We start from the raw sequence: 23,877 nt of genomic DNA, 5'->3' as shown, positions 1-23,877 counted from the left end.
GAAGTCTGCAACAGTGAACACTGTCGTTTATTTACTCGCAACGAAGTTGCGAACGACATTGTGAACAGTTGCCAGACTTCTGCCCCTCGTTTGCTAGACAAAGAAAAGCAAAGTGGGGCGGTTAGGAGTTGGCGACAGTGAGCCACGTCGTTTATTTACTTGAAGCAATAGCTTCAAGCGACGTTGTGAGCAGTCGCCCAACTCCTGCCCCTCATTGCTAGACAAAGAAAAGCGAAGAGGGGCGGTTTGAAGTCTGCAACAGTGAACACTGTCGTTTATTTACTCGCAACGTTAGTTGCGAGCGACATTGTGAACAGTTGCCAGACTTCTGCCCCTCGTAGCTAGACAAAAATATAAAAACAAGACAATCCCCCACAGTTTACGCTGAGAAGAATTGTCTATTTTTATATAAGTGGTTTATAAAAATTACGATTATCCAAGCCCAGTACTCTAGGTGTTTGCTCACCATTGTTGAGCGTGTCAATAGCACTTGTAATCATCGTGACTTTTGCATCTAAATTGTCAATAAAATGAATAACTTCCGCTTCAAGCACTTTCGGGCGTACGGGAGAGCCAAACTCCAGTTGTCCGTGATGTGATAAAATCAAATGACGAAGTACCACCACGTCCTCATCTGCATCATCAATTTTCAGCTCCTGTGTCGCTTTGATAATTTCCTCATCTATCAACACAATATGCCCTAAAAGCTGTCCACGCAAAGTGTATTGTGTGTTACCGTTCCCGCTTAACTCTAATACCTTGCCCAAGTCGTGCAGTAAAATGCCTGTATAGAGCAATGAGGCGTTCATTTGCGGATAAACTTCAAGCAACCCTTTCGCCACTTTTAACATGGTCAACGTATGGTACGCAAGACCTCCTGCAAAATCGTGATGTAGACTTTTCGCTGCTGGATAGGTGAAAAATTCTTCACGATATTTTTCGAGTAAATTGCGGGCAATTCGTGCATAATGTCCTTGCTTGATAAGGAAAAGAAACTCGCTAATCCCCTCCTCAAGCACTTCTCGTTTGATTACACCTTGTTTTTCATAAAGTTGAGGGTCGCTTGGTTCGCTATCACTCAACGTTCTTAACTTAATTTGATTGACTTGCGGAATCCCTTGATACAGCTCTTTTCTACCTGTAAAATGAACCACCGTATTGGCAACAAAAGTTTTCACTGTATATTCATTTGTATCCCAGAGAAATCCATTGATTTCGCCAGTCTTGTCACGAAATTTGAACTGCTGATACCTTTTTCCAGCCTTACTCGTCCGCACATTCATCTCTTTAATCAACAAATATGCCTCAAATACCTCATCTACTGCTACTTCATTTAATTTTTTCACGTTCTTCCCTCGCTTAATGTTTTACCTTTAGGGTAACTAAAAATTATTTATTCCTATCTTCTAGCTTACCATAAATAGCGAAAAATGTTTAGCTTATTCTTAGTGTTGTAAGTGTTCCACACGTTCTCCTTTAGCTTGATAAATTTCTCTCATGCGTTCGTCACTTGAAAAAAGAAGAATTTGATTTTCTTTGCCAAATTGGCGGAATAATTCCCCTAGTGCCTCCTTGCGTTTTCGGTCATAATTGAGCCAGCCGTCATCAATGATAACTGGACTAATTGGCAAATCTTGTAAAGATAAAAAGGCAAAACGTAAACTCATCATTAGCTGATCTCTTGTACCCGTTGACAAACTGATCAATTCAAAACGTTCCCCGTCCTGTTTTTCAACGCATAATTTTTGCTCAAAAAACACTTTTTTATAGTGTCCTGAAGTCAAAATTGCAAAATATTCACTTGCTTTTTCAAGTAAATTCGGCAGCTGATGAACACTTAATTCACCAAGTAAATTGGCAATTAATTGCACTCTCGTTTTTTCTTTTGCGTATTGTTTCACTAAAAAGAGAACTTTTTCTTGCAAACTACTCCTTTTTTGCAACAATTCATCTAAACTTCCATTTTTTTCAAGACGAGCTTGCTCAAATAATAACTCTTGCATTTCGTAATGCAAATTTCTTAACTGATGTTCAATCCTCGCTTGAGTTTCCTGTTTTTCAGAAAGAACTTGCTCCATTTCCAAAAACTCATTATCCGCATTTTCACGCTTTGCCTCTCGTGTAATGCGGGAAATATTTTTCGGTTGACTAAGATAACGTTGTTCATCTCGAGTAATTTTTGCTAATCTCTCCTCAATTTCACGACCTTCTTCATTGAAAAAATCAAGCTCTGCTACTAATTCTTCCCATTTCTTTTTGGCAAGCGGAAAAGAATTGCGTTGGTTTTTCATACCAACAAATAAAAATGCTATAATTCCTAGGATTATTAGTGGGAAACCTACAAATTTCCCAACCCCATTCAGAAATAAAAAACAAATAACAGAAAGTACAAAACTCAATACGAGAGCATAAACACCGAGTTTTGACGCTTTTTTCTCTGCTCGTCTCCGTGAATTGACAATTGTCGGAAATTTTTGCTCGATTTCATCCAATTCTTGATGAATGCGTGCTATCTTTTCAGTTATTCTCCCTTTTTCGATGTTCGCCTCACGAATCGCCTCTTGAAATGTTTGAAACGCTAACACATCTACTTCTTGCTCCTGTTGCATTTCATTTATCACTTGAGACTTGACTTTTTTCTCAGAAAGAATCGCCTGCAAATCTGCAATTTCCGCTTTTAAATAACGTTCTTCCTCAGTCAATTGTGCAACTCTCTCTTTTGTTTCTTGCAATTGAGCCAACACTCCTCGAAAACTTTCTTGTTCTTTTTCTAACGCATAAATATTGCTCGATAATTCATTTAACTCTCTTAACTGCTGATTTATCTCAGGATTCATCCCTCTTGGTTTGAATAATTCTTCCGCACGTTTGTTCGCACTCTCTTGTGCTTTCATCAAACTTGCACTTCCAGAAAGACCAAGTGAAACCAATTGTCGATTTAAATTCGCCTCATCAATCGTTTGAAAATCTCGCAATTGCTCTTGGTGAAAACAGAAAATTTGTCTAAATAATTCACGATTTAACGGCATTAACACTCGCTGTAAATCTTGCTCATCTCCTGTTTGCCCGTCTGGAAAAAATAACGTAGCAGCCCCTTTATTTTCTTCTCTAAAACGCTCTAAACGATACTCTTTTCCGTCACGCTCAAAAGTCATGCGACCACCAAAACTTCCCGCATAATGTTTCGGCGTATAATCACGTCTTGAGGCAATGCGTTTTTCAAAACCAAAAAGCATACTTTCAATAAATTGAAAAATAGTTGACTTACCTGTTTCATTTTCACCAAAAATTAATTGATTATTTGGCGAAAATTCAAATGTTTGCTGATGAATTTTACCAAAACCTGTAATTTCAATTCTTTTGATTTTCATTTTTCCCTCCCAATTAATTACAATTCTTTATCAAAAAGAAATAAATCCGTCATCTCATCTCTCAATTCTTCAGATATTTCTGCCTCAAATTCTTCATTCACTTCTTTTAAAAGTTCGTTCGGTAATTGAGGTAATATATCTTTCATTGCATAATGTATATCACTTTCTGAGAGCATTGCCAAAAATTCATCTTCTTTAATTTTCAGCGGAATTTGCTTGTGCGTAACGTCCTTGATTGTCAGCTGATTGAGCCAATAGTTTGCTTTGAGATATTGCGTGATTTCTCCTGTTTCCACACTTCTTTTCCATTCCTCGCCTAAATGTGAGGTATTCTTCAGCGTGAGCGAAAACACCGTGTTCTCTTTCTTTAGCTCGTTTTCTATTTTTCCTCTCGCCTCAAGAATACTTTCCACCTCTGCCAAATCAACACTCAAACTTTGATAACGCAAAACGCAAACTTCTATTTCTTCAATAAACACCCTTCCTTCTCGTTGCTCACCAAAAACAATACTCGTATTCCCACTTTCTTTTTTATTATGCCCTTGAGGAGTCCCCGAGTAGACAATCAAAGGATCTAGCGACAATACTTCTGACTGGTGAATATGTCCCAATGCCCAATAATCGTAATTTTTCTGTTTCATTTCGGTAATAGAAAAAGGGGCATATCCTCCACTATTCCCTTTTTCACCATGATAAATACCAATATGCAAAGAGGCATCAAAATCTCTTACTGGAAATTCTCCCACCTTACTTTCTTCGATAAAAGGGGAAGTATAACTAAACCCAGACAACGCAATTCGTTCACCTTTACGTGTTTCAATCCGAATGGTTTCAACCTCCTCACTTTTTATCACGTGCGTATTTTCATCAAATGCATACCAAAATTTATTTTCCTCATAATAGTCGTGATTCCCAAAAGTCAGCACAACAGGAATTTCATTTTCGTGCAATCTTGAGAGTTCTTTGAAAAAAACTGCTTGCGTATGAACGCTACTGCGTGCATGGTGAAACGTATCTCCCACAAAAATCACCACATCCACCTCACGAGCAATCGCCTCATCCACAATCCTCTCTAGCACAAGAAAATTTGCATTTTGCAAATGATTCAACACTTCTTCTGGTGCTGAAAATTCTCTATCCAAATGCAAATCTGCTATATGTAAAAATGTAGCCATATAAATTCCTCCCTTCTCTAGTTACGACAGATTTCTACGGTTTTCTTTTTTATTTGTTTAGATACTAGGTTCAGGACGTTGGCAACTGTTCCCAACGTCGTTCGCACCTGACGTTGCAAGTAGATAAACGACGTGACTCACTGTTGCAAACTTCTGAATCCCCTCTTCGCTTTTCTATTTTATCACACGTTGTGTGGAATATTGATTCAAAATTGAAATTTTTTATAAAAATCGTCGACTTTATGCTTTTTAGTAGCGGTAATGAATCACGTTTATCTTTAAAACTAAACAAAAAAACCGCATTTTCAACGGCTTTTTCGTGCATTTTTCCTTGCTCCGAGTAAAATTTTTCGGATAAGTCCTGTTATAAAAAATAACAGAATGAATACTAGCGTAATACTTGCTCCCGGGGGGGATTCCAGATAAAAACTTGATAACAATCCCGTCATCACGCCAAGTAAACCAATGAACATGGAACAAAAAATAACTAAAGTAAAACTTTTTCCAATTCGCATACCAATGGAGGCTGGTAAAATCATAATTGCTGAAACAAGCAACGCTCCTGCAATTGGAATCATCACTGCAATCGCCACGCCTGTTATCACGTTAAATGCAATGCTCATCCATTTTATCGGCAAACCGTCAACGTGAGCGGTACTTTCATCAAATGTCATCACATACATTGGACGGCGAAATAAAATGTAGAGAACGGTAATAATTCCCAGTAATGCAAATAGTAAAATGACTTGCTCAATCGAAATCGTAATAATCGACCCAAATAAATATTGCTGAATACTCGTTGCACTGTTACCACCACTCATGCTCATTAAAACTAAAGCACAAGCAAGCCCACCACTCATAAGAATTGCCGTTGAAATCTCTGAATATGTTTTGTAAAGCGTGCGTAAATACTCAAGCACAACTGCTGCAATCACCACCACCAAAAGTGTCGTAATTGTTGGATTTTGGTTGAAGAAAAAACCAAGTGCGACACCGAAAAGCGAGACGTGCGAAAGTGTGTCAGCCATTAAACTTTGCCTGCGTAGCACTAAAAACACCCCAAGCATTGGTGCAATCAAGCTGATCGCAAGTGCCGCTAAAATCGCTCTTTGCATAAATTCATACTGAAAAACGTCCATTTTACACATCACCTCGCTCTTTTTCAATATCATTTAAATGGAAACAACGCCATGGACTATTTTCCTTGCGGACAAGCCTGATATGACGGTCAACAAAAGGTTGCACATCGCCATGATCATGCGTAATCATCAAAACAGCCTTGCCATGAACATGAGCATTATGTTTCATCAAACGATAGAAATCATTGCGACTTTGTTCATCCATTCCTGTTGTCGGCTCATCTAGTACAAATAAATCAGGGTCGCTTACAAACATTCTCGCCAAACTAATCCGTTGCTTTTGCCCACCAGAAAGCTCGCCAATTCGCTTGTTACGACTTTCCCACATACCAACACTTTCAAGTGCTTTCTCCACCCGTTCTTCATCTCGTTTCGTCAAAGGCTTAAACCAATGCCCACGAGGAAATCGACCGCTTTTAACAAGTTCTAACACTGTCGACGGAAAACCTGCGTTAAATGAAGAAATTTGTTGCGGAATATACCCGATTTTCAATTTTTTCCCCTCAATATTCGTCGGAGAAATTGTTACACTTCCGCTTTCTGCTTTCAAAAGCCCCAGAGTTGCTTTGACAAGTGTAGATTTTGCTGCCCCATTTTCACCTGTCAAAATCACAAACTCCCCGTTATCTACATAATAAGAAACATTCTCTAGTACTGGTTCATCGTCGTAGAAAAAAGTTAAGTTTTTCACGTCTATATATTTCATCGTTTCTTCCTTCTGATTTTATTGGAAAAGAGAACTCACATTCGAGTTCTCTTTATTGTAAAACAAAATCCAATCGCTTGCTAGTCTTTTGTTGATTTCTTGCGAAATTCTCTTATGAACAGTTCTCACAACTCTTTTTTCTAAATCAGTTTTGGTCGCTGTTCGCAGTGCCGCTTGAAACTTCGTTTCAAGCAAGTAAACGGCACGGCTCACTGTTGCAAACTCCTTAACGCCCCTCTACGCTTTTCAGTGTCCCAGCATTTCATCTAAAATTTGTTGTTCTGAGAGTTTTTCTGGGTAGTAAGTCGGCCAATTGTGTAGTTCTTCCAATAATTTTTCTTGCGAAACATTCCCCATATACAAATGGTAATGCTCCGCTTTTTCTGGTTGAATAATGTGGTCGCTAAACTGCACAAACTTCGGTGCTTCTTCGTCTCCGCTCACTTTATCAAACAAATAACGAACTCCTTTTTTCCCCGATTCATACGTCAAAATTTTAAAGCCAGCAGATTTGTATTCCGCTTTACTCTCTTTCCCTTTTGTGTTGACAAATGTAAATGTATTCCCTTTTATTGTAATTTTTTCAACATCTGTTTTGTAACCAGTTGTATAATATTCTTTATACTCCTCGGCTGTTTTGTCTTTGTTTTCTTCCGCTTTCTTTTTGAAAACTTCGTCTAACGCTCCTTTTTCCAGATAAGGATAAACGGATTGCCATTCCCCCTCCCAATCTGCTAAAGTTCTTGCTTTCACTTCACTTTCTTCAAATACACCGTGAGCTGCATCTAATACAAGAGAAGTCGCACCAGTATTTTCACTTTCATTATTAATACTTAGTTTCAAATTCTTCAAGTTTTCTTTCATCACCGAAAGATAATTTTCGCCCGCTTTTTGTTCTTTTTCCGTTAAACTCTCCAATGGATTTAAAACAGCAAGTTTTACTTTTGCCTCATCAGCAAGCGTTTTGGCAATCTTATTAGACGCATTTTCTTCAAAATAAATGAAAGAAATATGATTTTTCTCAACATATTTTTTCAATTCTGCAAGACGAGTAGGGCTAGGTTCTTCATCTGGTGAAAGCCCTGAAATAGAAACTTGATTTAACCCATAATCACGTGCCAAATACCCAAAAGCAGCGTGTTGTGTAACCAAGTCTTTTTGTTTGGCATTACTCAATTCTTTTGTGTATTCTTCATCAAGTGCTGAAAGTTTGCTCAAATATTCTTTTGCGTTTTTCTCAAATGTCTCTTTTTGCTTTGGATAAGCCTTGACGAGTGCTGAACAAATCACTTCTACTTCTTTTTTCGCCAATTTTGGTGAAAGCCAGACGTGTGGGTCGAAGTTTTCCCCATCTTCTCCGTGGTCATGCCCGTCACTTTCTCCTTCCATCAATGAAATTCCTTTTGTCGCCTCTACAAATGTAACATCTTTTGAAGAATTTTCAGCGTTTTTCACCCAACCCTCAAAATATTTACTATTGTAGACGAACACTTTTGCCTCTTGGATTTTCGCCATATCTTTGGCTGTCGGTTCAAAATCATGAGGTTCAACTCCTGCTGGAATCAACAAATCAACTTTCCCAGAGTCTCCCACAATATTTTTTGTAAAATCATACATTGGATAAAAAGTCGTCATCACACGCACTTCATCCTTTGTATTTTCAGCTTTTTTCCCTCCGCAAGCAGCAAGCGTACAAAATGCCCCTAAGGCTACGAAACTTAAAATAATTTTTTTCAAGATTTTCTCCATTCTAGGTAACTCTACATACCAATAAATTCTCTAGTAGTTCCGTTTGAATCGTACTCATTCCGATTTAATTTTTGTAAATCGTAACGTTTCCGATTTACTAGACTAAAAAGAGAATAACAAAATTGAATAAAAAGTGCAAGGATTTATATAAAAAATCTGGAATTTATATTTCCTTCATGGAAAAATCAAGTATTTTCATATCAAAAAACCCCTATCGTAAATGGATAGAGGTTACTTCTGCTCATTTCCTATTCTAAAAATCTTACTTTTTCCTTTACAATTTGAATGATTTCCCTCATCTTCCGCACTGCTAACCTTAAATACTCCGCCAAGTTCTTTCTCACACGTTTAATGTCAATACGCTTAACTTCCATTTTTTCTATTCGTGAGCAAAATGGAATCATAGCGAACAAACTAACCCATGAAAATAAAGTGATGAAAAGAAATTCCTTCAAAAACGCTACTTCTATTGTTCTTTTTGGCATTTTGACAAATAGATCGAGTGCTATTTTCAACTCTTCCCATAACTTTTCATAAAAATCAAAGTCTCCCCACTTCGGTGGCAATGCGTCCAATGAAAAGGAAAGAGATTGAGAGAGTATATGGAAAAATAACAAAAGGAATACAAGCAATAATAAGAAAAATCGAATCGTATCTTTTTCTAACTTTTGAGTAAACCTTAGCAAATACACAATCAAAATAAGCATTGGTAACAGGAGAAAAATCACTGCCAAATTGACCAAAAATCCTAATGGTAATTGTTGTCCTGAAAAATTCAAAGCAATTGAGAGTTTATTCCCAATCGTTTTAGCAGAGAGTTTTTCCGATTTCGCAAGAGTAATGGTATCCAGTCGTTCTTCTTGAAACGCTGTCGCAGGGAGAATACAAAGAGGTTCGCTTGACGCAAAAACTCCACCTATTTTAAATTCCTTTCCTCGATACGCTACTTTTTCACCAACCACTTCTGTCATACCAAATAATTTCCGAGCTAAAAATGTACTTATTACGCATTGCTCTTTTTCTTTTCCTTGGAAAAGAATTGGCTCTGGGAAAAGGAGTGCGACCTTTCCAATACTCAAAATTACCTCTGCATTTTCCGAGCGTGAGAGTGTTTTATTGCTCACTTGCTCTTGCGGAATTTCTTTCCAAATCACTAAATCTTTTAACTCTTTTTGCTTGTTTTTCTCCAGAAAATCTTTCGCCTTTTCACTTGTGAGAGTTGGAGCAAACGAATAAAAGCTCCATGTCACTTCTTTTTCTTTTAAGCGTTCAAAATGTTGTATCGCAAGCATGAGCGGAACAATGGCAATAGCGAGCAGAAAGAGCGAAAAGATGATATTTTTTGCTGCATTATTCCTCATTTTCGCTCACTTCCTGCACACGCACCACATCTCCGTCAGAGATACTTTTGTTCAATTCTAAGATGATTTTACTTCCCTCAAGCAAATCATTCTTTTGAATGGCAACAGTCGTTTCGTTTTTCGCTAAAATTTTGACACTTTGTTTTCTCGCCACGTTTTCAGTTGAAAGAGCTGTTTTTCTTTTTTCGAGGGTTAAAACAAAATAACCACCCTCTGTTCCTTTGAGTGCTGTAATAGGCAAACAATACGGATACTTTTGTGAAGATTTTTCAATCGTCAACACACCTTGTGATTGATATTGGAAATCCCCCTCACCAAGCGAGATAACAGCTTTCATCATCTCAGGATTTTGTGGGTCACTTTTGACTTCACTCACCACCGACTCCTTGGAAAGAACGCTCGCTCCACTTTCACTCACCCCTTCTACTTCTCCTGCCTGCCCAATCGAAAAATAGGAAAGTTGGTCTTTCGTCAAATCCACTTCTAGCACGCTATTTGAGGTAGTGTCCTCCACTAAAATCGGAGCTTCCACTGACGTCAAAGCACCTGAGAGCAAATTAATTTTTGATACAATCCCCTCAATTTTCGCCTTGACAACGCCTTTTTCCACATGAAGTTCCTTGAGTTTTTTCAACGTTTCACGAATGCTCTCTTGCTCCAATTTGGCAAGGTCGCCACTTCCTGAAGTTTCTAGCGTTTCACTTTGTGCTAATTCAAGCGTTTGTTTCGCCTGTATAAGCGTTGTGCTTTGCTCTTCTCTTGCTGTTTCAAGCATTTTCTTCTTTTCTGCAACCATTTGTTTCAATTCTTCGCTTTTCGCCTCTTTTTTCAGAGCATTTTCTGCTTGAGTCAACTCTTCTTGAGCGGCAGTCACTCTTTTTTCTGCCGATTGTACGGATTGATTGTAACTTTCTTGTGCTTGCGTAATTTTTAGTGCTTGTAATTTCTTTTGATTGGCACTTGAGTTTGCCTCAGCCTCCTCTTGAACCGTCTGCTTTTTCAACTCACGCTCTTTTTCAGCGATTTGTTGAGCCAAATAGTCCATATCAACGGAGAAAAGTGGGGTATCTTTTTTTATTTTTTGCCCCAAATGCACACGTAATTCCTTGACTTTTTGATTTTCCAATACAAAAATTGGAAGCACTCGAGATTTTTTCACCACCCCTGTTACAGTCATCTCATCATTTAAGAGCATTTCTGATAGTTCTGTCGTCTGCACTTTTGGTGTGGTAATACTCTTACTTGCTCTTGATAAAAAAGTAAACAGGAGCATAAAAATCATGAATACAAATAATATTTTTATCAGCCCTTGTGTATTTTTCTCTATTTTCACTTTGAATCCTCCATTTTTTGTACCATTCCGCCTGTCAGATAACGTCGCCAAATCAACGCACAAAGCATTGGTAAAATAAGTGTCAATACACTTGCAGTAAAAGCTACGCTTAATTTATTTAGCTGAAATGTATTTAACAGCATGGGCAATGTCCAAATTTGTTTGTTTTTAATAAAAGCAATCATCTGTTCTACTGCACTCCAATATTCAAATAAATTCAACATGATAGAAATCAGAATCGCAGGAATCGCAAGTGGTATGCCAATTTTGGTAAATAATTGCCATTCATTTGCACCGTCCACTCGTGCCGCCTCGATAATATCATTTGGTATGGCACGAAAATAAGGATAAATAATAAATACCGAAAGCGTAGAAAAAATCGCAGGAGCAACAATCGCTCCAATTTTATCCAATAATCCTAAGTTTTTTAACAAAGAATATTGCGGGAGCATCATGATAACAAAAGGTAAAACCATTAAAATAACATATATAATATAAAGTATTCTGCTCCATTTGCTATTTTGCCTTGCAAACCACCAACTTGCCGGAGTGTTTATCAAAAATTGCCCGAAAATAATTATCAACGTCGTCTTAACCGAGTTCCAAAATGCCACGAAAAACTCAGGCATATCAAGTAATAGCGTAATATAAGAGCGAATCGTTGGAAATTGCGGGAAAAGCTGAAAAGAAAGAAAGCTGTTCTTATCCCCTGCATCATTTAAAATCTCCAAATAACGCTGAGTTTCATCGTTGCCAAGCGTAGAGCCAAGAAGAACGAAAAAAAGCGGGTAGAGCATAACAATCATTACAAGAAGAATAATGAGTGTTTTTCCATATTTTTTCATTTCTCTCTCCTCATTCCTTTTGCGATTGGAAATAGTGCGATTAAGAGAATGAGCAAATAAACACACGTCCCTGCGGTCATTTTGTCCAACTCAAAATCACGAAACCAGTTATTGAATAGATGTTGCCAAAGATACATTTGCTCATGCGGATAATCACCGGCTAGAGCATAGATGTCGCGAAACACTCGAAATGATTGAATCAAGCTCAATAAATACACGACAACGGCTGTCGGCTGAATAGTGGGTAAGATAATTCGCAGGAAAATTGTTCGCTCACTTGCCCCGTCAATCCGAGCCGCCTCAATCATTGACTGAGAGACGCTCATAATACCTGCCAGCCACAAAATCATCATATATCCAAAATTTTTCCAAATAAATAAAAAAATAACAACTAAAAAACTTAACGCTGTATCAAGCCAGTCTATTTTCACGTGTAGAAATCCATTCAAAAGCCCACGTGGTGCAAAGAAAAATCGCCAAAATAGCGACATGGAAACCGCAGGAAGTGCCAATGGCAAAATATAAACGATTTTCAAACGGTCAAATGCTCCGATACTTTTACTTAGAAAACGAGCAAAGGCAAGTGATAATGTCATTAAAAGCGGTATCGCAATCAACATAAATAAAAGAGTGTTTTTCGTTGCAAGCCAAAAAGCCACATTTTTCCATACAATTTGATAACTTTCAAAGCTAAAACTTCCCCCACGTTGAAAAGAGCTGAGTACGATAAAAACTAACGGCACAAGGTAAAAAAGTAGCACACCTAAAACACTAGGGAGTATAAAAATATGCGTTTGTAAAAAATTTCGCACCTTTCCCCTTTGAAACTGCCACTTCACTCGTTGCATAATTTCTTTGTTATCACCTATGATTTTTTCCATATAATAAGCTCCTCCCTCCCTAATCGTTTTTAATCATTTCTTCTACTAAAAATACTGCTATTTTTGTATTTTTCACACTACTGTTCCCTTTTCGAGTAGTATCTTCTGTTCTTCTCCGTTTAGCAATGTAAGGTCATGGACGATTTGTATGAATACTATCGTTGGAAATTCCCTACGAATAAACGATAAGATAGTCTCTGCGGATAATTTATCCAGCTGATTAATTGCCTCATCTAATATCAAAATCTTAGGCTTTCTGATTAACGCTCTTGCAATTGCAATTCTTTGCCGTTGTCCGCCTGAGAGATTTTTTCCATTTTCACTAATAAAAAAGGAATGTCCGCCAATAAAGTGTTGCTCTGTCAAACCACAACCTATGCAAATTCTCTCCAATTCAGCATTGTCAATCGTATCGTCACCAAGCAATAAATTTTCACGAATGGTACTATTAAATAAAAAAGTAGATTGCGAAACAAATTGAATATTTTTGCGTAATTTGCCAAGCGGAATCGCCCCAATGTCTTTCTGGTCAATTTTTATCTTGCCAGAAGTAGCTCGTTCAAATCCTGCAATTAATTTTACTAATGTCGACTTCCCTTCCCCACTTTTTCCTATTATAGCATACTTTTTCCCTTGCTCAAGACGTAGCGTGAGAGAAGTTAATGTGTTTTCACGATAACCATAAGCAAATGAGACGTTTTCTAATTCAATGGTTTTGTATTCAATGTCGTTTTCTTCTTCAAGCTCTTGTTGTTCTACTGTTGCCTCTAATACATCGCTCATTCTTTCGACTGATACCAACGTTTTTTGTATGTTTGGCATTGTTTGAATGAGATTTTTTATCGGATTTAAAAAGAAATAGACGAGCGTTTCAAATGAAATCAAAGCCCCTAGCGAAAGATTCCCTTCTATCACTAAATTGCTCCCTAGCCAAAGAACCACTAACGATCCGATTGTTTCTACCCCTGTCACTTTTGAAAATAGTAGCGTTTCTGTAATTCCTAGATGATAATTTTCTTTCAAAAATTCTTCTGTTTTCGATTGAAATTTCTTTAAAAATCTTTTTTCCGAAACTGTTGATTTTATCGCTTCAATACCGTCTGCTGTCTCTTTCAAAGAGGAAAGAACTTCCGTATAGATTTCTTTTACTCTACGATTTTTCTTCGTGATCATTCTTTGATAACATAAAATAAGTACAAGATAGACGAACAATATTCCTAGCACCAGTGAAAATAAGGTAGTATTAATATTCAATAAAATCACGCCACCCGCAATCGCTGTTACAATATCCATAATAATTTGCACTCCTGCACTAGATAGCAGAGAGCGAATATCTGAAATATCTTGAAACCTCGATAATAACTCTGCCGTTTCTCGTGAAGAAAAATAGGACATTGGCAACTGTAAAACATGAGCGTGATAGTTTTTCATCAAATCATTGTCAATTCTCTGCGAAAGTTTTAATACGAACAAACTTCTTAAAAATGTAAACAACAGCTGAACGAATACAACACCGACAAACAACAAAAAAAGTGCATTTAATGTCGTGCAAATCACATCAATTTTACTCGTCAATAGATCAAGGAAATTGCGGTTTTCTATCTGGCGAACATTTCCCAAAATGTAATCGTCAATGACTTTTTTATAAATGGTCGAACTAAAAATCGAAATACCAGAGAGTAACAATGAACTTAGTAAAATCAAACATAACGACAATTTGTTTTGGAGAATAATTTCAAAATAACGAAAGAAACTTCGAGTTTTTGAAAAGTTCTTTCCCTTATTTTCCGTAGGCGAAACCGTCACGACTTGCCCCGTCCACTGCTGTAAAAATTCTTTTTTTACTACATTTTCCTTATGACTTGCTGGATCAATGAGTTTCACTTCTTTTTCGTTCATTCCATAAACTACAACAAAATGCTCTAACGTATTGTTTTTGATCACTCGAGCGATAAACGGGAAACAAATTTCTCCGTTTTCTATGGCTGTTCGCAACTCATCATAATCACCTTTTAAAGCCTCCGCAGCAAATCCAAATGCTTTGCTTGCTTGAGTCAGACCATATATAATTGTACCGTTCACGTCACATTTTGCCTTTTCACGTATCCGTTCAAGTGGCACTTTGATACGATAGTGGTGAAAAATCATTGCCAAGCAAGCGACACCACAATCTTTTTCGCCACGTTGATTAATGACTTTCATAATCTACCCCTTTCTGCGAACTTCGTCCGCTCAAAGTCTTTCATAAAAAGAACTCAGGACAAAATCTTGCACACAACTCTAAAACTACTCATGCACCAACTGCAGATTTTGCCCTAGCCCTAAATTTTTTCTTACTCTGACTGATACAATTTTACTCGTCGCATGGTTTGTTTTGTGCCGTCTTGTATAGAGATTTCACCTTTCATGATTGCATCCATATTTTTCGTGATAATCTTAAATAGCACAACGTCCATAGTGTTTGGTGTATTGAGTTTGTCAAAGCGTTCCAACCATTTATTTGCCACTGTATCATCCAATTCTTTTAATTCAACTTTTACTGAACCTCCAAACTCCGTTCTTACTTCTTCCACTCCGTCACATTTTATTGCTTTTATTGACTGAGCCAGCACTTGTTTATTAACTGGAAATCCAGAAGTCGTATCGATTCCATTTTGTGCTTCTTGGCTAATCGCAAAGTCTAAGAAATCTTTGGCTAACTCCTTATTTTTACTAGCGTTCAAAACGCTTAAACTATTTCGTGGAACAAAATAAGCATTTTTCTCATCTTTAAAGAATGTCAACGGATATTTTTTCACTTTATCTGCTAGTTCATAGGACTTAACTTCATAAGGATTGTCTACATAATCCAGCGATACTTGAACATCATTGACTGTTACAGCATCTACATTACTTATTCCTACTGGCGTTGTCCACATGTCTTTTAATTTTTTCGTTGCCATTACTTCTTTCATATCGACTAAATCATAGAGTTTTTTCATATTTGTATAATATGATTTCAACTCTTTCTCCGTTAGTTCTTTTTCTTTTGAAACAAAATAAGCACGATAGGTAATCGTGGCTAGTTCATCAAACATCCAATTTTCAAAAATTGTCTCTTTATTTTTTTTCGCTAAGGAACTAAGTGATTTCGTCAAATCCTCCATACTATCCATTCCTTGTACTGCTGTATCTGGTCCATACAATCCGAACGTTGCAAATGTCAGAGGCAAACCGTAATATTTCCCATTTTTTTCATACGTTGAGAGAATATTATTTAAATTGGTTTCATTTTTGTTTTTTTCTACAATTTCTGAAATATCAGCAAAAATCCCTTGTTTTTGATATTTTTGAACGTTTAAACCGTCTAAAACCAAAATATCTGGTGCATCCCCTGAGGCAAGTTTTGCATTCAAATTCTTCAAGGCATCATCTGTTGAAATTTCCCCATTTTCAGAACCAATTTCCACTTCAATCTCCACATCTTCATGCTTACGCTGATAAAGATTAATTGCTTGATGAATCGCTTGTTTTCTTTCAATAAAATCTTCTTCTAAAATGTAAACTTTTAATTTTTTCGCTGAATTTTTCTCTTCTTTCTTCTCTCCTTTTGCCTCGTAACGCAAAAGTTGATCACCTTTTTCATTGTTGATTAATACTAAAAACGCATTTTCTTCGTAAGGAAGAAGTTTTCTGACAAAATTACTGCTGTCTCCTAGCAATGTTTTACTTTTATTTAGTAAAATTTCTTCTTTCTCTCCAGTCACTCGGTAAATATTGTTTTTCCCAACACCAATCATCACTTTATTATTCGTCGGTAAAATACCAAACGCTTGATTATAATAATTTTTACCTTTTTGTAGTAAATACGCTAGTTTCGCAAAAGAAACCTCTTTTTCCTCGCTTTTTCCAGTTGCAAGTGAGAACTTCTCTGGTTTTTCACTTGTTAAAAGGTAAAGGAAACCTCCGCTTTCTTCCATAGAAAAAATAGCCGCTTTGTTACTTAAAATATTGGTTGTTTTTCCTGTTTTTATATCAAGCAATAACGCTCCTTTTTCCGAGGTGAGAAATAATTTTTCTTCTCCCAATTTTTCTATTGAAAATGCCCTTTCTTTGTCAAGTGTTGCTTGTAACGTTTCGTTCATTTTAGAAAGTGTTGCCTCTTTATTGAAAAAGAAATAACTTACTTGATGTTCGTCTGAGTGTTCTTTTTCCTCTAAAGGCTCTAGTGAGAATATCCCTGTGCCGTCGGTAGAAAGTTGAGCGTTAACTTTTCCATTCGCTTTTTTTATTTCCTCTGTAAAATCTGCTACTTTCTCCCAATTTTTTCCGTTGTCTTTTGACTTCCAATACGCTAATTGCGTTTTTTCTTTATCCCCTCCTACTAAAAAAAGAGTGCCTTCCTCACCTAATGCCACATCTGCAACAGATGCTACACCCTCAGGTAATGCAACAGCACTCTCTTGGTAATCCAACTTCGATGTTTCTGGTTCGTTCGACCGTTCCACCTTTTTGGTACTCTCTTTTTCTTTCCCACACGCTGTTAAAGCAAAAATCGCTAAAAAACATAGGAAAAGTGCTGATATTCTTTTCATAATAAATTCCCTTTCAATTTTTATAGGTTTCAGAAAAGGAAAAATAAAGGCAATACTCAAAGCATAAAAACAAAATAAGTAGCTTGAATATTAAATATTTAACTACATTTTGAACATATCAATGAGAGAATGCTCTAAGTATCATCATATATTCTTCCCTCATCCAAAGCGAGACGATAAGTAACCGTTAACGCTACAACGCCAATAGTAGTCAAGACCTCCTCCAAAGACTTTTTGCTCTGCGATACTCATTTGTTTCATGTTTGTTGCTCCTCTCTATAATATATTTGTTGCAAACAATTACTCTAATCAAATAGGAATCGTTTACATTTATAGTCTACAATTTTCACAAGCGAATCTCAACTAAAAACCCCCTCGTTCAGAAAAAAGAAAAAAATACCCCGCATTTTTTTCATTTATTACAAATGGACATTTTTTCGTTAGAAAATGACAATTTAAGTGTTTTCGTTTTCATTATATGGATTTCTATATCCTTTTATAATAAAAGTGTCTATAAAAAAACAAAAGCCCCAAAACTTCGCTATCCTATACAAAGTTTTGGAGAGTGTTTTTTGTTATTTTTTCGCCTCATAATAACAGCGTTTCGGAGAGGTGACCTCTCCTGTTTCTTTTAATGCTTTAATTGCTTTTGCGACTTCCTTTGTATCTATTTCCGCTATTTTTGACACTTCACCAGATTTCAAAGGAACGGTTGAGTTTTTTAATACCTCTAATACTTTTTCTTGAACGTTCATCATTTTCTCGCTTTCTATTGTTATTTTTTCACAAAAACGCCACGATCAATCATGCCGTCCATCAAGAAATAAAACTTGTCTTGATTGAGTTTTAAGTCCTCTGATTTGAAAATATTGACTGCACGCAAACCATCTGCTGTTGTAATAGACATTTTGAACATCGTCAACTCACGATTTACCGTAATTTTCAATTTAAATCCTTCTTTTGACTGCGGTGTCGCCTCAATCGGACGAATGAGCTGAAAATTTCCAGATTGTGTTTCAACAAACCCATTGTCACGCAAAGTGAATCGTTTCACACTTGGATTTAATGCGTATTTTACTGTACTTCCTTCTACTGTCGCTTCTTTTGTAAATGCCATTTTTTTGCTCCTTATCATTTTTTTGCATACCTTATTATACCAAACTATGCTCTTTCTTTGCAGATTTTCACTAGCTCTTGAGCAAGTTTTTCTACTTCCTCAATTTTTGTGTTGTATCCAAGACTCACTCGCACACTTTCTTCTACTTCATCTGCCGCCTCACCATACATTGCTCTCAAAACATGACTAGGCTCAATATTTCCCGCCGTACACGCCGAACCAGCGGAAATTGCGATTCCTGCTAAGTCTAGTTTCATCAACAAAAGTTCGCTTGATAAATTTGGAAAATGGAGGTTCAAAATATGTGGCACTTTTTGCGTTAACTCCCCGTTTATCTTATATGAAATTTTTTCTTGATCTAAAATCTCAAGAAATCTTTTCCCGAGTAGCTTAAAATGTTCTCTTTGGCGAATTTGTTCATCATGACTTAGCAATTCAACTGCTTTTGCCATCCCTGCAATCCCTACGATATTTTCAGTTCCCGCACGTCTTTTTTCTTCCTGTTCACCACCAAACAATAATGGCGAAATTTGAATTTCGTCTGAGATAAAGAGAAAACCCGCACCTTTTGGCCCATTGAATTTATGAGCTGACACGCTCATGAGATTGATGCCGATTTCATGCGGAAAAATTTCTTCGTGCCCAAACGATTGCACCGCATCCACGTGGAAAACAGCAGAATGATTCTTTAAATATTCCCCTATTTTACGAATTGGCAATAAATTACCAATTTCGTTATTCGCATACATAATAGAAACTAAAATCGTATCTTCACGCAAACTATTTTCAAATTCTTCCAGAGAAATTTGCCCTTTTTCATTAATAGAAAGGTAGGTTATTTCAAAACCATGCTCACGCTCTAAATATTCCATTGTATGCAAGACAGAATGATGTTCCATTTGAGTTGTAATAATGTGCTTTCCTTTGTTTTTTCTAAAAAAAGCCGTTCCCAAAATAGCTGTATTATTCCCTTCAGTTCCTCCCGAGTTAAAGACAATCTCATGTGGACGACAACGCAAAAAATCAGCAATCAATTTTCTTGACTCACGCAATTTTTTACTACTTTTTCTCCCAAAAGCATGAACACTTGACGGGTTGCCAAACTCTTCAAGCATCACGTGCGTCATTTCCTCTATGACCTCACTTCTCATCGGAGTAGTTGCCGCATGATCTAAGTAAATTGGCATATTCTCACCACTTTTCATTTATTTTCAGCTTTTATTATACCACATGGTTCCCTCTGAAAAACATGGAAAACTCGAGTTTTGCACAAATCGGTTGTTTTTTGGATATTTTCGTCTTAAGGACATCTCTAAAAAAGAAATTAACTTGACTTTTTCGAGTTGGGATATTAACGGAATTTTTTTTACTCCTTATACTCTTTTTTTCTTAGAACAGAGATAAACTAAAAAAGAGGTTATACTCAAAACTGCTAAATATACGAGAAACAGGAAGAGATAGTTTCTGTCTTCTCCGTAATCCGCTTGCCAAGCAGGGTGAAAATCTCTAATTTTTTGAATTCCGCCAAGAACAATTAAAACTACCATAGTAACGATTGCCATAGTTAATGAGGCAAACACACTTCCATCTGTAAGAATATTACAAATCGTTAACATCATCATGTAGATTAACACTATAATAAAAGTGATGAAAATCCCCCATCCAAGAATGACAAATGTTTCTGATGAAAACGATAATTCTTTTATATAAAATAATGAATATACAATGTAACCAGTTATTGATGAAACTGCCAACATAGCTGTGTAGATAATACTTACCACAAATGCCTTGTAGAAAAATAACTTGGTCGCATTTGGAACAACAGATAATGTAAAATAAAGATATTTACTTTCAATTTCCCTTGATAATATTGAACTAGACAATATAGCCAAGATAATATAATGAAAACCTATTAAGCATAAATAACCTAAAACTTGATTTCCAAAATCCGCATTTGTTTTATATTCAGCAATAGAAACTGAAAATTGATCCGTTGGTGCTACAAGCCCAGCAACAAGAATCATAGGAAAAAGGAAAAGTACAACAGCAATCACTTTAGTAGAAGTTTGAGAAAATACCTTTTTCATTTCAAATTGAAACAACATTTTTTCCATTATCTTCCACCCCCATTAACATAAATTTCTGTGAAAATACTCGATAATGATTCTCCAGTATTTTCTTTACTAACTATCCCATCTCTAGTCAAAAAAATCACTTCATCAAATATTTTTTCCGATTCATGAAGTTGATGATTGGAAACAATAATCAAATGTCCTTTTTCTTTCAAATTCAAAAGTTTGTCGTTCAAAGTCTTTATCCCTAAAGGGTCAAGCCCCAAATACGGTTCGTCCAAAATAATCACTTTTCGTTTACGATTGATTAAAGAAACAATCAAAGCTAAACGTTGCTGCATTCCAAGCGAGTAATTTTTTACCTTTTTATCTTTCGCAGTGTAAAGATCAAATTCATGGAATAGTTGTTCTATTTCCACTTCTGGAGTATCAAACAATTTAGCAAACAGCATAGCATTTTTCCACCCAGATAAATGCTGAATCATCCCTGTTGAAAGCAAGTACGAGACGTTTTTCACAATTTCTTCCCTTTTCAAAGAAGTCACTTCATGATTGTCAAGAAAAATTTTTCCCTCGTTGACCTCGATTAACCCTGTTATACACTTAAATAATGTAGATTTTCCTACACCATTTGGACCGACTACACCATAAATTTTATTGCTTTCAAACGAAAAACTAATATTTGAAAGGACTGATTGTCTACTATAATTTTTTGAGAGATTTTTAATTTCTAGGTTCATTTTTTCCTCCTTATAATTTTATCTTTCCCTTAATTTTAAAAAGCATGGCACGGTACCTGTGCCATTAAAACATACTATACGCCAGCACGCCCATAGCTAAGGCAAATATAGAAACCTGCTGACATACAACCACAGCCATTCTTTCCTTTTTTACCAAATGCTTTAATCATAGCGGACCCTCCCTTCTTTTGATTCTCTATTTTCTTAATTTTTTCTTTTCTAGCTCCCAAACAATCCTATAAAATCTATCTTGGGAAAATGATTCTATCGGATTAGCTAAAAATACTAAGCATAAGAACTTACAAAAATTATAGAAAAGTAGGATACTAAAAGTCGAGTAGAAACTTATTTTCCTTGATACTCGAAATAAGGAAAATACTATTTCATCTTTTAGATACGTCGCTCTTGCAATGCTAAAGACAAATATAATATACCAAAAAAATCTATAAAAAAACATAACCTTATCTGACAATCTTTCGGCATTTTTTAACATTTTAAGACATTTTTTTAATTCTTCTATTTCCTTGTTGAAATATATATTTAAAAATCGTAAAATGTGAATAGATAGTAATTTATATAGTGGTTGGAAGTGCTCGTGTGAGACTTTCATGGGAAGAAAACATCTTAAAAAGGGAAATCCTTGTTACTGTTTTTGGGGATTTTAAGATTGTTGAGTTATCGCAAAGCGAAGATGTGGAAAATTTCTGCATTTCGCAGCTAGACAAGGAGAGAAAAATGAAGAAAGAAACTTTATTGGATTATTTGCAAAACACACATTTACCTTTCATTTATGTTGAAAACACAAAGACAAAAGACATTTTGTTACACAAAAAACAGGGGGAACTTTTTCCGAAATTGACAAAAAATGAATTTTTTAAAAATTTGCTAGACTGTCATGTTGAAAGTATGAGAGAAAAGATGAAAATGAATCAAAGTGTTACTGAAAAAGAAAAAAATTTGTATATTTTCCATGATTTTTTAGGCTTGTCATTTAGTCTGATGATATTTCCTACGCAAAATATATTGATTTTAGCGGGTGCATATCGGACAGAAAATTATGAGAGATTGGAGAGTACACCATTTAAAAATGCTGAAATAAAAGACTTTGTTAAACTGAGTAGAGAAATGGATAAGATACACTCAACTGAGGCAAAAAATAAATATGATCAATTGTATGATGAAGTTCTTGTCTGCTTATACAGTAAAAAACAAATTGATTTTATGAAAATGACTATCTTTTTAAAGAAAAATATTGAAACAAAATTTTCATTACAGGAATTAGCGGATCGTTTTTACGCTACCGAAAGAACCGTTCAACGTACTTTTCTCACGTATGGAGGGAAAAATTTTTCGAGTTATTACCTTGATTTGAGAATGTGTTGTGCAAAAGAAATGATTGAAGAAAGAAAATTAACGCTTAAAGAAATTAGCGATAAATTAGGTTACGGCAATTTCTCTAGTTTTAGCCGAGCGTTTAAAAGCCATTGGGGAATTTCACCAAAAAAATATTCTAATTCTTTCGCTAATAAAAAAAGTTATTAATCTAAAATGAAAACGCATAATCTAACAAATAAAAAAATCAAGAATTTCATTTTTATGCTGAAATTCTTGATTTTTTCTGTCTGTCTTTTTAAATCCGCCATTCTTGTCCGCTATATAATCGCCAAAAACAAAATCGGCAACACCAACAACAACACAAGTGGAATCAACACTTGCATAGGATCTGCCAAAATGTTTGCTGCTAGATTCATGCAGAACAAATGGAAAACTGAAATCGGAGGGTCTTTCAAATAAATCCCGTTTTTCGGTGTTCCTGACATTTCTAATTTCATTTCTTGAAGCAATGGTTTGCTTGTTTGTTTTGCCTCTGATAAAGGAATAGTTTTCACAAATTCTCCTTGAACAATTCGCCGATAAATCGTGCCGATGTTGCCCTCACAGCGAATGAGCGTAATGATTGGAGACTCACCTTCTTTTCTTCTCTCCACGACATCTACTTCTGTATCTCTTACCACCTTGTTTTCAAATACCTTGTATATATAAATGTCTTGAAAATCAGTCGCATAGATTTCCTCGCCTTTTTTCAACTCACTGATACGATTAAATAACACGTCTGTTTCATAAATATTGTGGGCAAGTAAAACATAGTTGTCTAGCCCCAGTTTTTGGTCTTGTCGAAAGGTGGAGGCACCGTTTAGTAGATTTTCATTTTTTAAACCAGCGAGAATCGGTAAATTGATTTCTTGTGAGGGAATATACAATTTTCCTACTCCCCAATCATTCACATTTTTTTGCATATTTTTTTTCGCCTCAGCATAATTGGCGATATTCACGCTGGCTATCTCTTTTCCCTCATAATCACCGTTTAAAATTTTATCTGGTGTATAAGAGGCAAGTTGAGAGGTTTCCCCAACTTGCACAGGAGGAAGTTCGGTGTTTTGTTTCATCAATAAGTAGCCATAAATTGCCACGACTAATACACCAATCATCGTTACAAGTAGCGTAACAAACAAAGCACGTGTAACATAAATCAAATGTTTCATGCGTTTTTTCGCTTTGTTGCGAATGGTTTCGTCCTCGGATTTTGATTTTTTCATAAAATAACGATGAAGTAAATACAAAATCATGAATACAACAAAACAAAATAGAAGAGAACTCAACACGATAGATTGATACGACCAAAAATTCCGCTTATTAATTGGCATTTTTTCCGCTTTTGCGTACGGAATGCGATGACCATTCACGATCAAGCGATATGTATTAATTCCCGGCGGAGTACAGGTGAGAAGGGTAACTACGTCACGTCCCGGTGTA

20 protein-coding genes are annotated in these 23,877 nt (G+C 36.1%); 1 reads left to right on the top strand and 19 read right to left on the bottom strand.

The annotated features are described in order from the left end of the window. Nucleotides 1–404 precede the first annotated feature (404 nt). The 18 genes from B5D30_RS11770 to B5D30_RS11685 form a co-directional block, all read right to left on the bottom strand. Complete coding sequence (locus B5D30_RS11770; RefSeq protein WP_144399599.1) at nucleotides 405–1,283, bottom strand: 3'-5' exoribonuclease YhaM family protein; 879 nt, start codon at nucleotides 1,281–1,283, stop codon at nucleotides 405–407. A 162-nt stretch (nucleotides 1,284–1,445) separates the two neighbouring features. Continuing rightward, complete coding sequence (locus tag B5D30_RS11765) at nucleotides 1,446–3,371, bottom strand: ATP-binding protein (protein ID WP_078808267.1); 1,926 nt, start codon at nucleotides 3,369–3,371, stop codon at nucleotides 1,446–1,448. Nucleotides 3,372–3,388: 17 nt separating this feature from the next. Further along, the gene (locus B5D30_RS11760; RefSeq protein ID WP_078808266.1) at nucleotides 3,389–4,546 is read right to left on the bottom strand and encodes a metallophosphoesterase family protein; all 1,158 of its coding nucleotides are present in this window, start codon (nucleotides 4,544–4,546) and stop codon (nucleotides 3,389–3,391) included. Between the two features lie 305 nt (nucleotides 4,547–4,851). After that, nucleotides 4,852–5,685, bottom strand: coding sequence for a metal ABC transporter permease (locus B5D30_RS11755; RefSeq protein WP_078808265.1), 834 nt, complete (start codon nucleotides 5,683–5,685; stop codon nucleotides 4,852–4,854). Nucleotide 5,686: 1 nt separating this feature from the next. Further along, the gene (locus B5D30_RS11750; protein WP_078808264.1) at nucleotides 5,687–6,391 is read right to left on the bottom strand and encodes a metal ABC transporter ATP-binding protein; all 705 of its coding nucleotides are present in this window, start codon (nucleotides 6,389–6,391) and stop codon (nucleotides 5,687–5,689) included. 18 nt (nucleotides 6,392–6,409) lie between these two features. Next, on the bottom strand, nucleotides 6,410–6,604 hold the full coding sequence (locus B5D30_RS11745) for a hypothetical protein (protein ID WP_078808263.1): 195 nt from the start codon (nucleotides 6,602–6,604) through the stop codon (nucleotides 6,410–6,412). Between the two features lie 33 nt (nucleotides 6,605–6,637). After that, nucleotides 6,638–8,140, bottom strand: coding sequence for a zinc ABC transporter substrate-binding protein AdcA (locus B5D30_RS11740; protein ID WP_078808262.1), 1,503 nt, complete (start codon nucleotides 8,138–8,140; stop codon nucleotides 6,638–6,640). Between the two features lie 248 nt (nucleotides 8,141–8,388). Next, a complete protein-coding gene (locus B5D30_RS11735) occupies nucleotides 8,389–9,501 on the bottom strand; it encodes an ABC transporter permease (RefSeq protein ID WP_078808261.1) in 1,113 nt (370 codons plus the stop codon). Beyond that, nucleotides 9,491–10,834, bottom strand: coding sequence for an HlyD family secretion protein (locus tag B5D30_RS11730; RefSeq protein ID WP_078808260.1), 1,344 nt, complete (start codon nucleotides 10,832–10,834; stop codon nucleotides 9,491–9,493). The genes B5D30_RS11735 and B5D30_RS11730 overlap by 11 nt, the downstream gene beginning before the upstream one ends. Beyond that, the gene (locus B5D30_RS11725) at nucleotides 10,831–11,679 is read right to left on the bottom strand and encodes a carbohydrate ABC transporter permease (protein WP_078808259.1); all 849 of its coding nucleotides are present in this window, start codon (nucleotides 11,677–11,679) and stop codon (nucleotides 10,831–10,833) included. The genes B5D30_RS11730 and B5D30_RS11725 overlap by 4 nt, the downstream gene beginning before the upstream one ends. Then, nucleotides 11,676–12,560, bottom strand: coding sequence for a carbohydrate ABC transporter permease (locus B5D30_RS11720; RefSeq protein WP_078808258.1), 885 nt, complete (start codon nucleotides 12,558–12,560; stop codon nucleotides 11,676–11,678). The genes B5D30_RS11725 and B5D30_RS11720 overlap by 4 nt, the downstream gene beginning before the upstream one ends. Nucleotides 12,561–12,632: 72 nt before the next feature. Then, on the bottom strand, nucleotides 12,633–14,762 hold the full coding sequence (locus B5D30_RS11715) for a peptidase domain-containing ABC transporter (RefSeq protein WP_078808257.1): 2,130 nt from the start codon (nucleotides 14,760–14,762) through the stop codon (nucleotides 12,633–12,635). A gap of 131 nt (nucleotides 14,763–14,893) precedes the next feature. Next, the gene (locus B5D30_RS11710; RefSeq protein WP_078808256.1) at nucleotides 14,894–17,134 is read right to left on the bottom strand and encodes an ABC transporter substrate-binding protein; all 2,241 of its coding nucleotides are present in this window, start codon (nucleotides 17,132–17,134) and stop codon (nucleotides 14,894–14,896) included. A gap of 575 nt (nucleotides 17,135–17,709) precedes the next feature. Continuing rightward, nucleotides 17,710–17,889 carry a MarR family transcriptional regulator gene (locus B5D30_RS11705; RefSeq protein ID WP_078808270.1) on the bottom strand — a complete coding sequence of 60 codons (180 nt, stop codon included), beginning with the start codon at nucleotides 17,887–17,889 and terminating at the stop codon, nucleotides 17,710–17,712. Between the two features lie 20 nt (nucleotides 17,890–17,909). After that, nucleotides 17,910–18,251 carry a DUF1831 domain-containing protein gene (locus B5D30_RS11700; protein ID WP_078808255.1) on the bottom strand — a complete coding sequence of 114 codons (342 nt, stop codon included), beginning with the start codon at nucleotides 18,249–18,251 and terminating at the stop codon, nucleotides 17,910–17,912. Nucleotides 18,252–18,295: 44 nt separating this feature from the next. After that, nucleotides 18,296–19,438 (bottom strand): cysteine desulfurase family protein, encoded by a 1,143-nt coding sequence (locus B5D30_RS11695; protein WP_078808269.1) that lies wholly within the window; start codon nucleotides 19,436–19,438, stop codon nucleotides 18,296–18,298. Nucleotides 19,439–19,624: 186 nt separating this feature from the next. Beyond that, entirely contained in the window at nucleotides 19,625–20,365 is a 741-nt protein-coding gene (locus B5D30_RS11690) for a hypothetical protein (protein ID WP_078808254.1), read from the bottom strand. After that, the gene (locus B5D30_RS11685; protein WP_078808253.1) at nucleotides 20,365–21,063 is read right to left on the bottom strand and encodes an ABC transporter ATP-binding protein; all 699 of its coding nucleotides are present in this window, start codon (nucleotides 21,061–21,063) and stop codon (nucleotides 20,365–20,367) included. Before B5D30_RS11685 ends, B5D30_RS11690 begins: the two co-directional genes overlap by 1 nt. Before the next feature lie 855 nt (nucleotides 21,064–21,918). Between B5D30_RS11685 and B5D30_RS11675 the strand changes: the two genes are divergently transcribed. Beyond that, nucleotides 21,919–22,605 (top strand): helix-turn-helix transcriptional regulator, encoded by a 687-nt coding sequence (locus B5D30_RS11675; RefSeq protein ID WP_159443317.1) that lies wholly within the window; start codon nucleotides 21,919–21,921, stop codon nucleotides 22,603–22,605. A 110-nt stretch (nucleotides 22,606–22,715) separates the two neighbouring features. Here the strand turns inward: B5D30_RS11675 and B5D30_RS14425 are convergent. Further along, nucleotides 22,716–23,877 (bottom strand): sortase (locus tag B5D30_RS14425; RefSeq protein ID WP_144399597.1); only part of this gene is annotated, 1,162 nt, incomplete at its 5' end.

This window comes from Pilibacter termitis (assembly GCF_900167335.1).
Lineage (GTDB): Bacteria > Bacillota > Bacilli > Lactobacillales > Streptococcaceae > Pilibacter > Pilibacter termitis.
This window is presented reverse-complemented; position numbering and strand designations above follow the sequence as displayed.

What these genes read in the sequence shown, in the direction of transcription:
- B5D30_RS11770 (WP_144399599.1), bottom strand. Translation starts at nt 1,283, where the DNA reads ATGAATGTGCGGACGAGTAAGGCTGGAAAAAGGTATCAGCAGTTCAAA.
- B5D30_RS11765 (WP_078808267.1), bottom strand. Translation starts at nt 3,371, where the DNA reads ATGAAAATCAAAAGAATTGAAATTACAGGTTTTGGTAAAATTCATCAG.
- B5D30_RS11760 (WP_078808266.1), bottom strand. Translation starts at nt 4,546, where the DNA reads ATGGCTACATTTTTACATATAGCAGATTTGCATTTGGATAGAGAATTT.
- B5D30_RS11755 (WP_078808265.1), bottom strand. Translation starts at nt 5,685, where the DNA reads ATGGACGTTTTTCAGTATGAATTTATGCAAAGAGCGATTTTAGCGGCA.
- B5D30_RS11750 (WP_078808264.1), bottom strand. Translation starts at nt 6,391, where the DNA reads ATGAAATATATAGACGTGAAAAACTTAACTTTTTTCTACGACGATGAA.
- B5D30_RS11740 (WP_078808262.1), bottom strand. Translation starts at nt 8,140, where the DNA reads ATGGAGAAAATCTTGAAAAAAATTATTTTAAGTTTCGTAGCCTTAGGG.
- B5D30_RS11735 (WP_078808261.1), bottom strand. Translation starts at nt 9,501, where the DNA reads ATGAGGAATAATGCAGCAAAAAATATCATCTTTTCGCTCTTTCTGCTC.
- B5D30_RS11725 (WP_078808259.1), bottom strand. Translation starts at nt 11,679, where the DNA reads ATGAAAAAATATGGAAAAACACTCATTATTCTTCTTGTAATGATTGTT.
- B5D30_RS11720 (WP_078808258.1), bottom strand. Translation starts at nt 12,560, where the DNA reads ATGGAAAAAATCATAGGTGATAACAAAGAAATTATGCAACGAGTGAAG.
- B5D30_RS11715 (WP_078808257.1), bottom strand. Translation starts at nt 14,762, where the DNA reads ATGAAAGTCATTAATCAACGTGGCGAAAAAGATTGTGGTGTCGCTTGC.
- B5D30_RS11710 (WP_078808256.1), bottom strand. Translation starts at nt 17,134, where the DNA reads ATGAAAAGAATATCAGCACTTTTCCTATGTTTTTTAGCGATTTTTGCT.
- B5D30_RS11705 (WP_078808270.1), bottom strand. Translation starts at nt 17,889, where the DNA reads ATGAACGTTCAAGAAAAAGTATTAGAGGTATTAAAAAACTCAACCGTT.
- B5D30_RS11700 (WP_078808255.1), bottom strand. Translation starts at nt 18,251, where the DNA reads ATGGCATTTACAAAAGAAGCGACAGTAGAAGGAAGTACAGTAAAATAC.
- B5D30_RS11695 (WP_078808269.1), bottom strand. Translation starts at nt 19,438, where the DNA reads ATGCCAATTTACTTAGATCATGCGGCAACTACTCCGATGAGAAGTGAG.
- B5D30_RS11690 (WP_078808254.1), bottom strand. Translation starts at nt 20,365, where the DNA reads ATGGAAAAAATGTTGTTTCAATTTGAAATGAAAAAGGTATTTTCTCAA.
- B5D30_RS11685 (WP_078808253.1), bottom strand. Translation starts at nt 21,063, where the DNA reads ATGAACCTAGAAATTAAAAATCTCTCAAAAAATTATAGTAGACAATCA.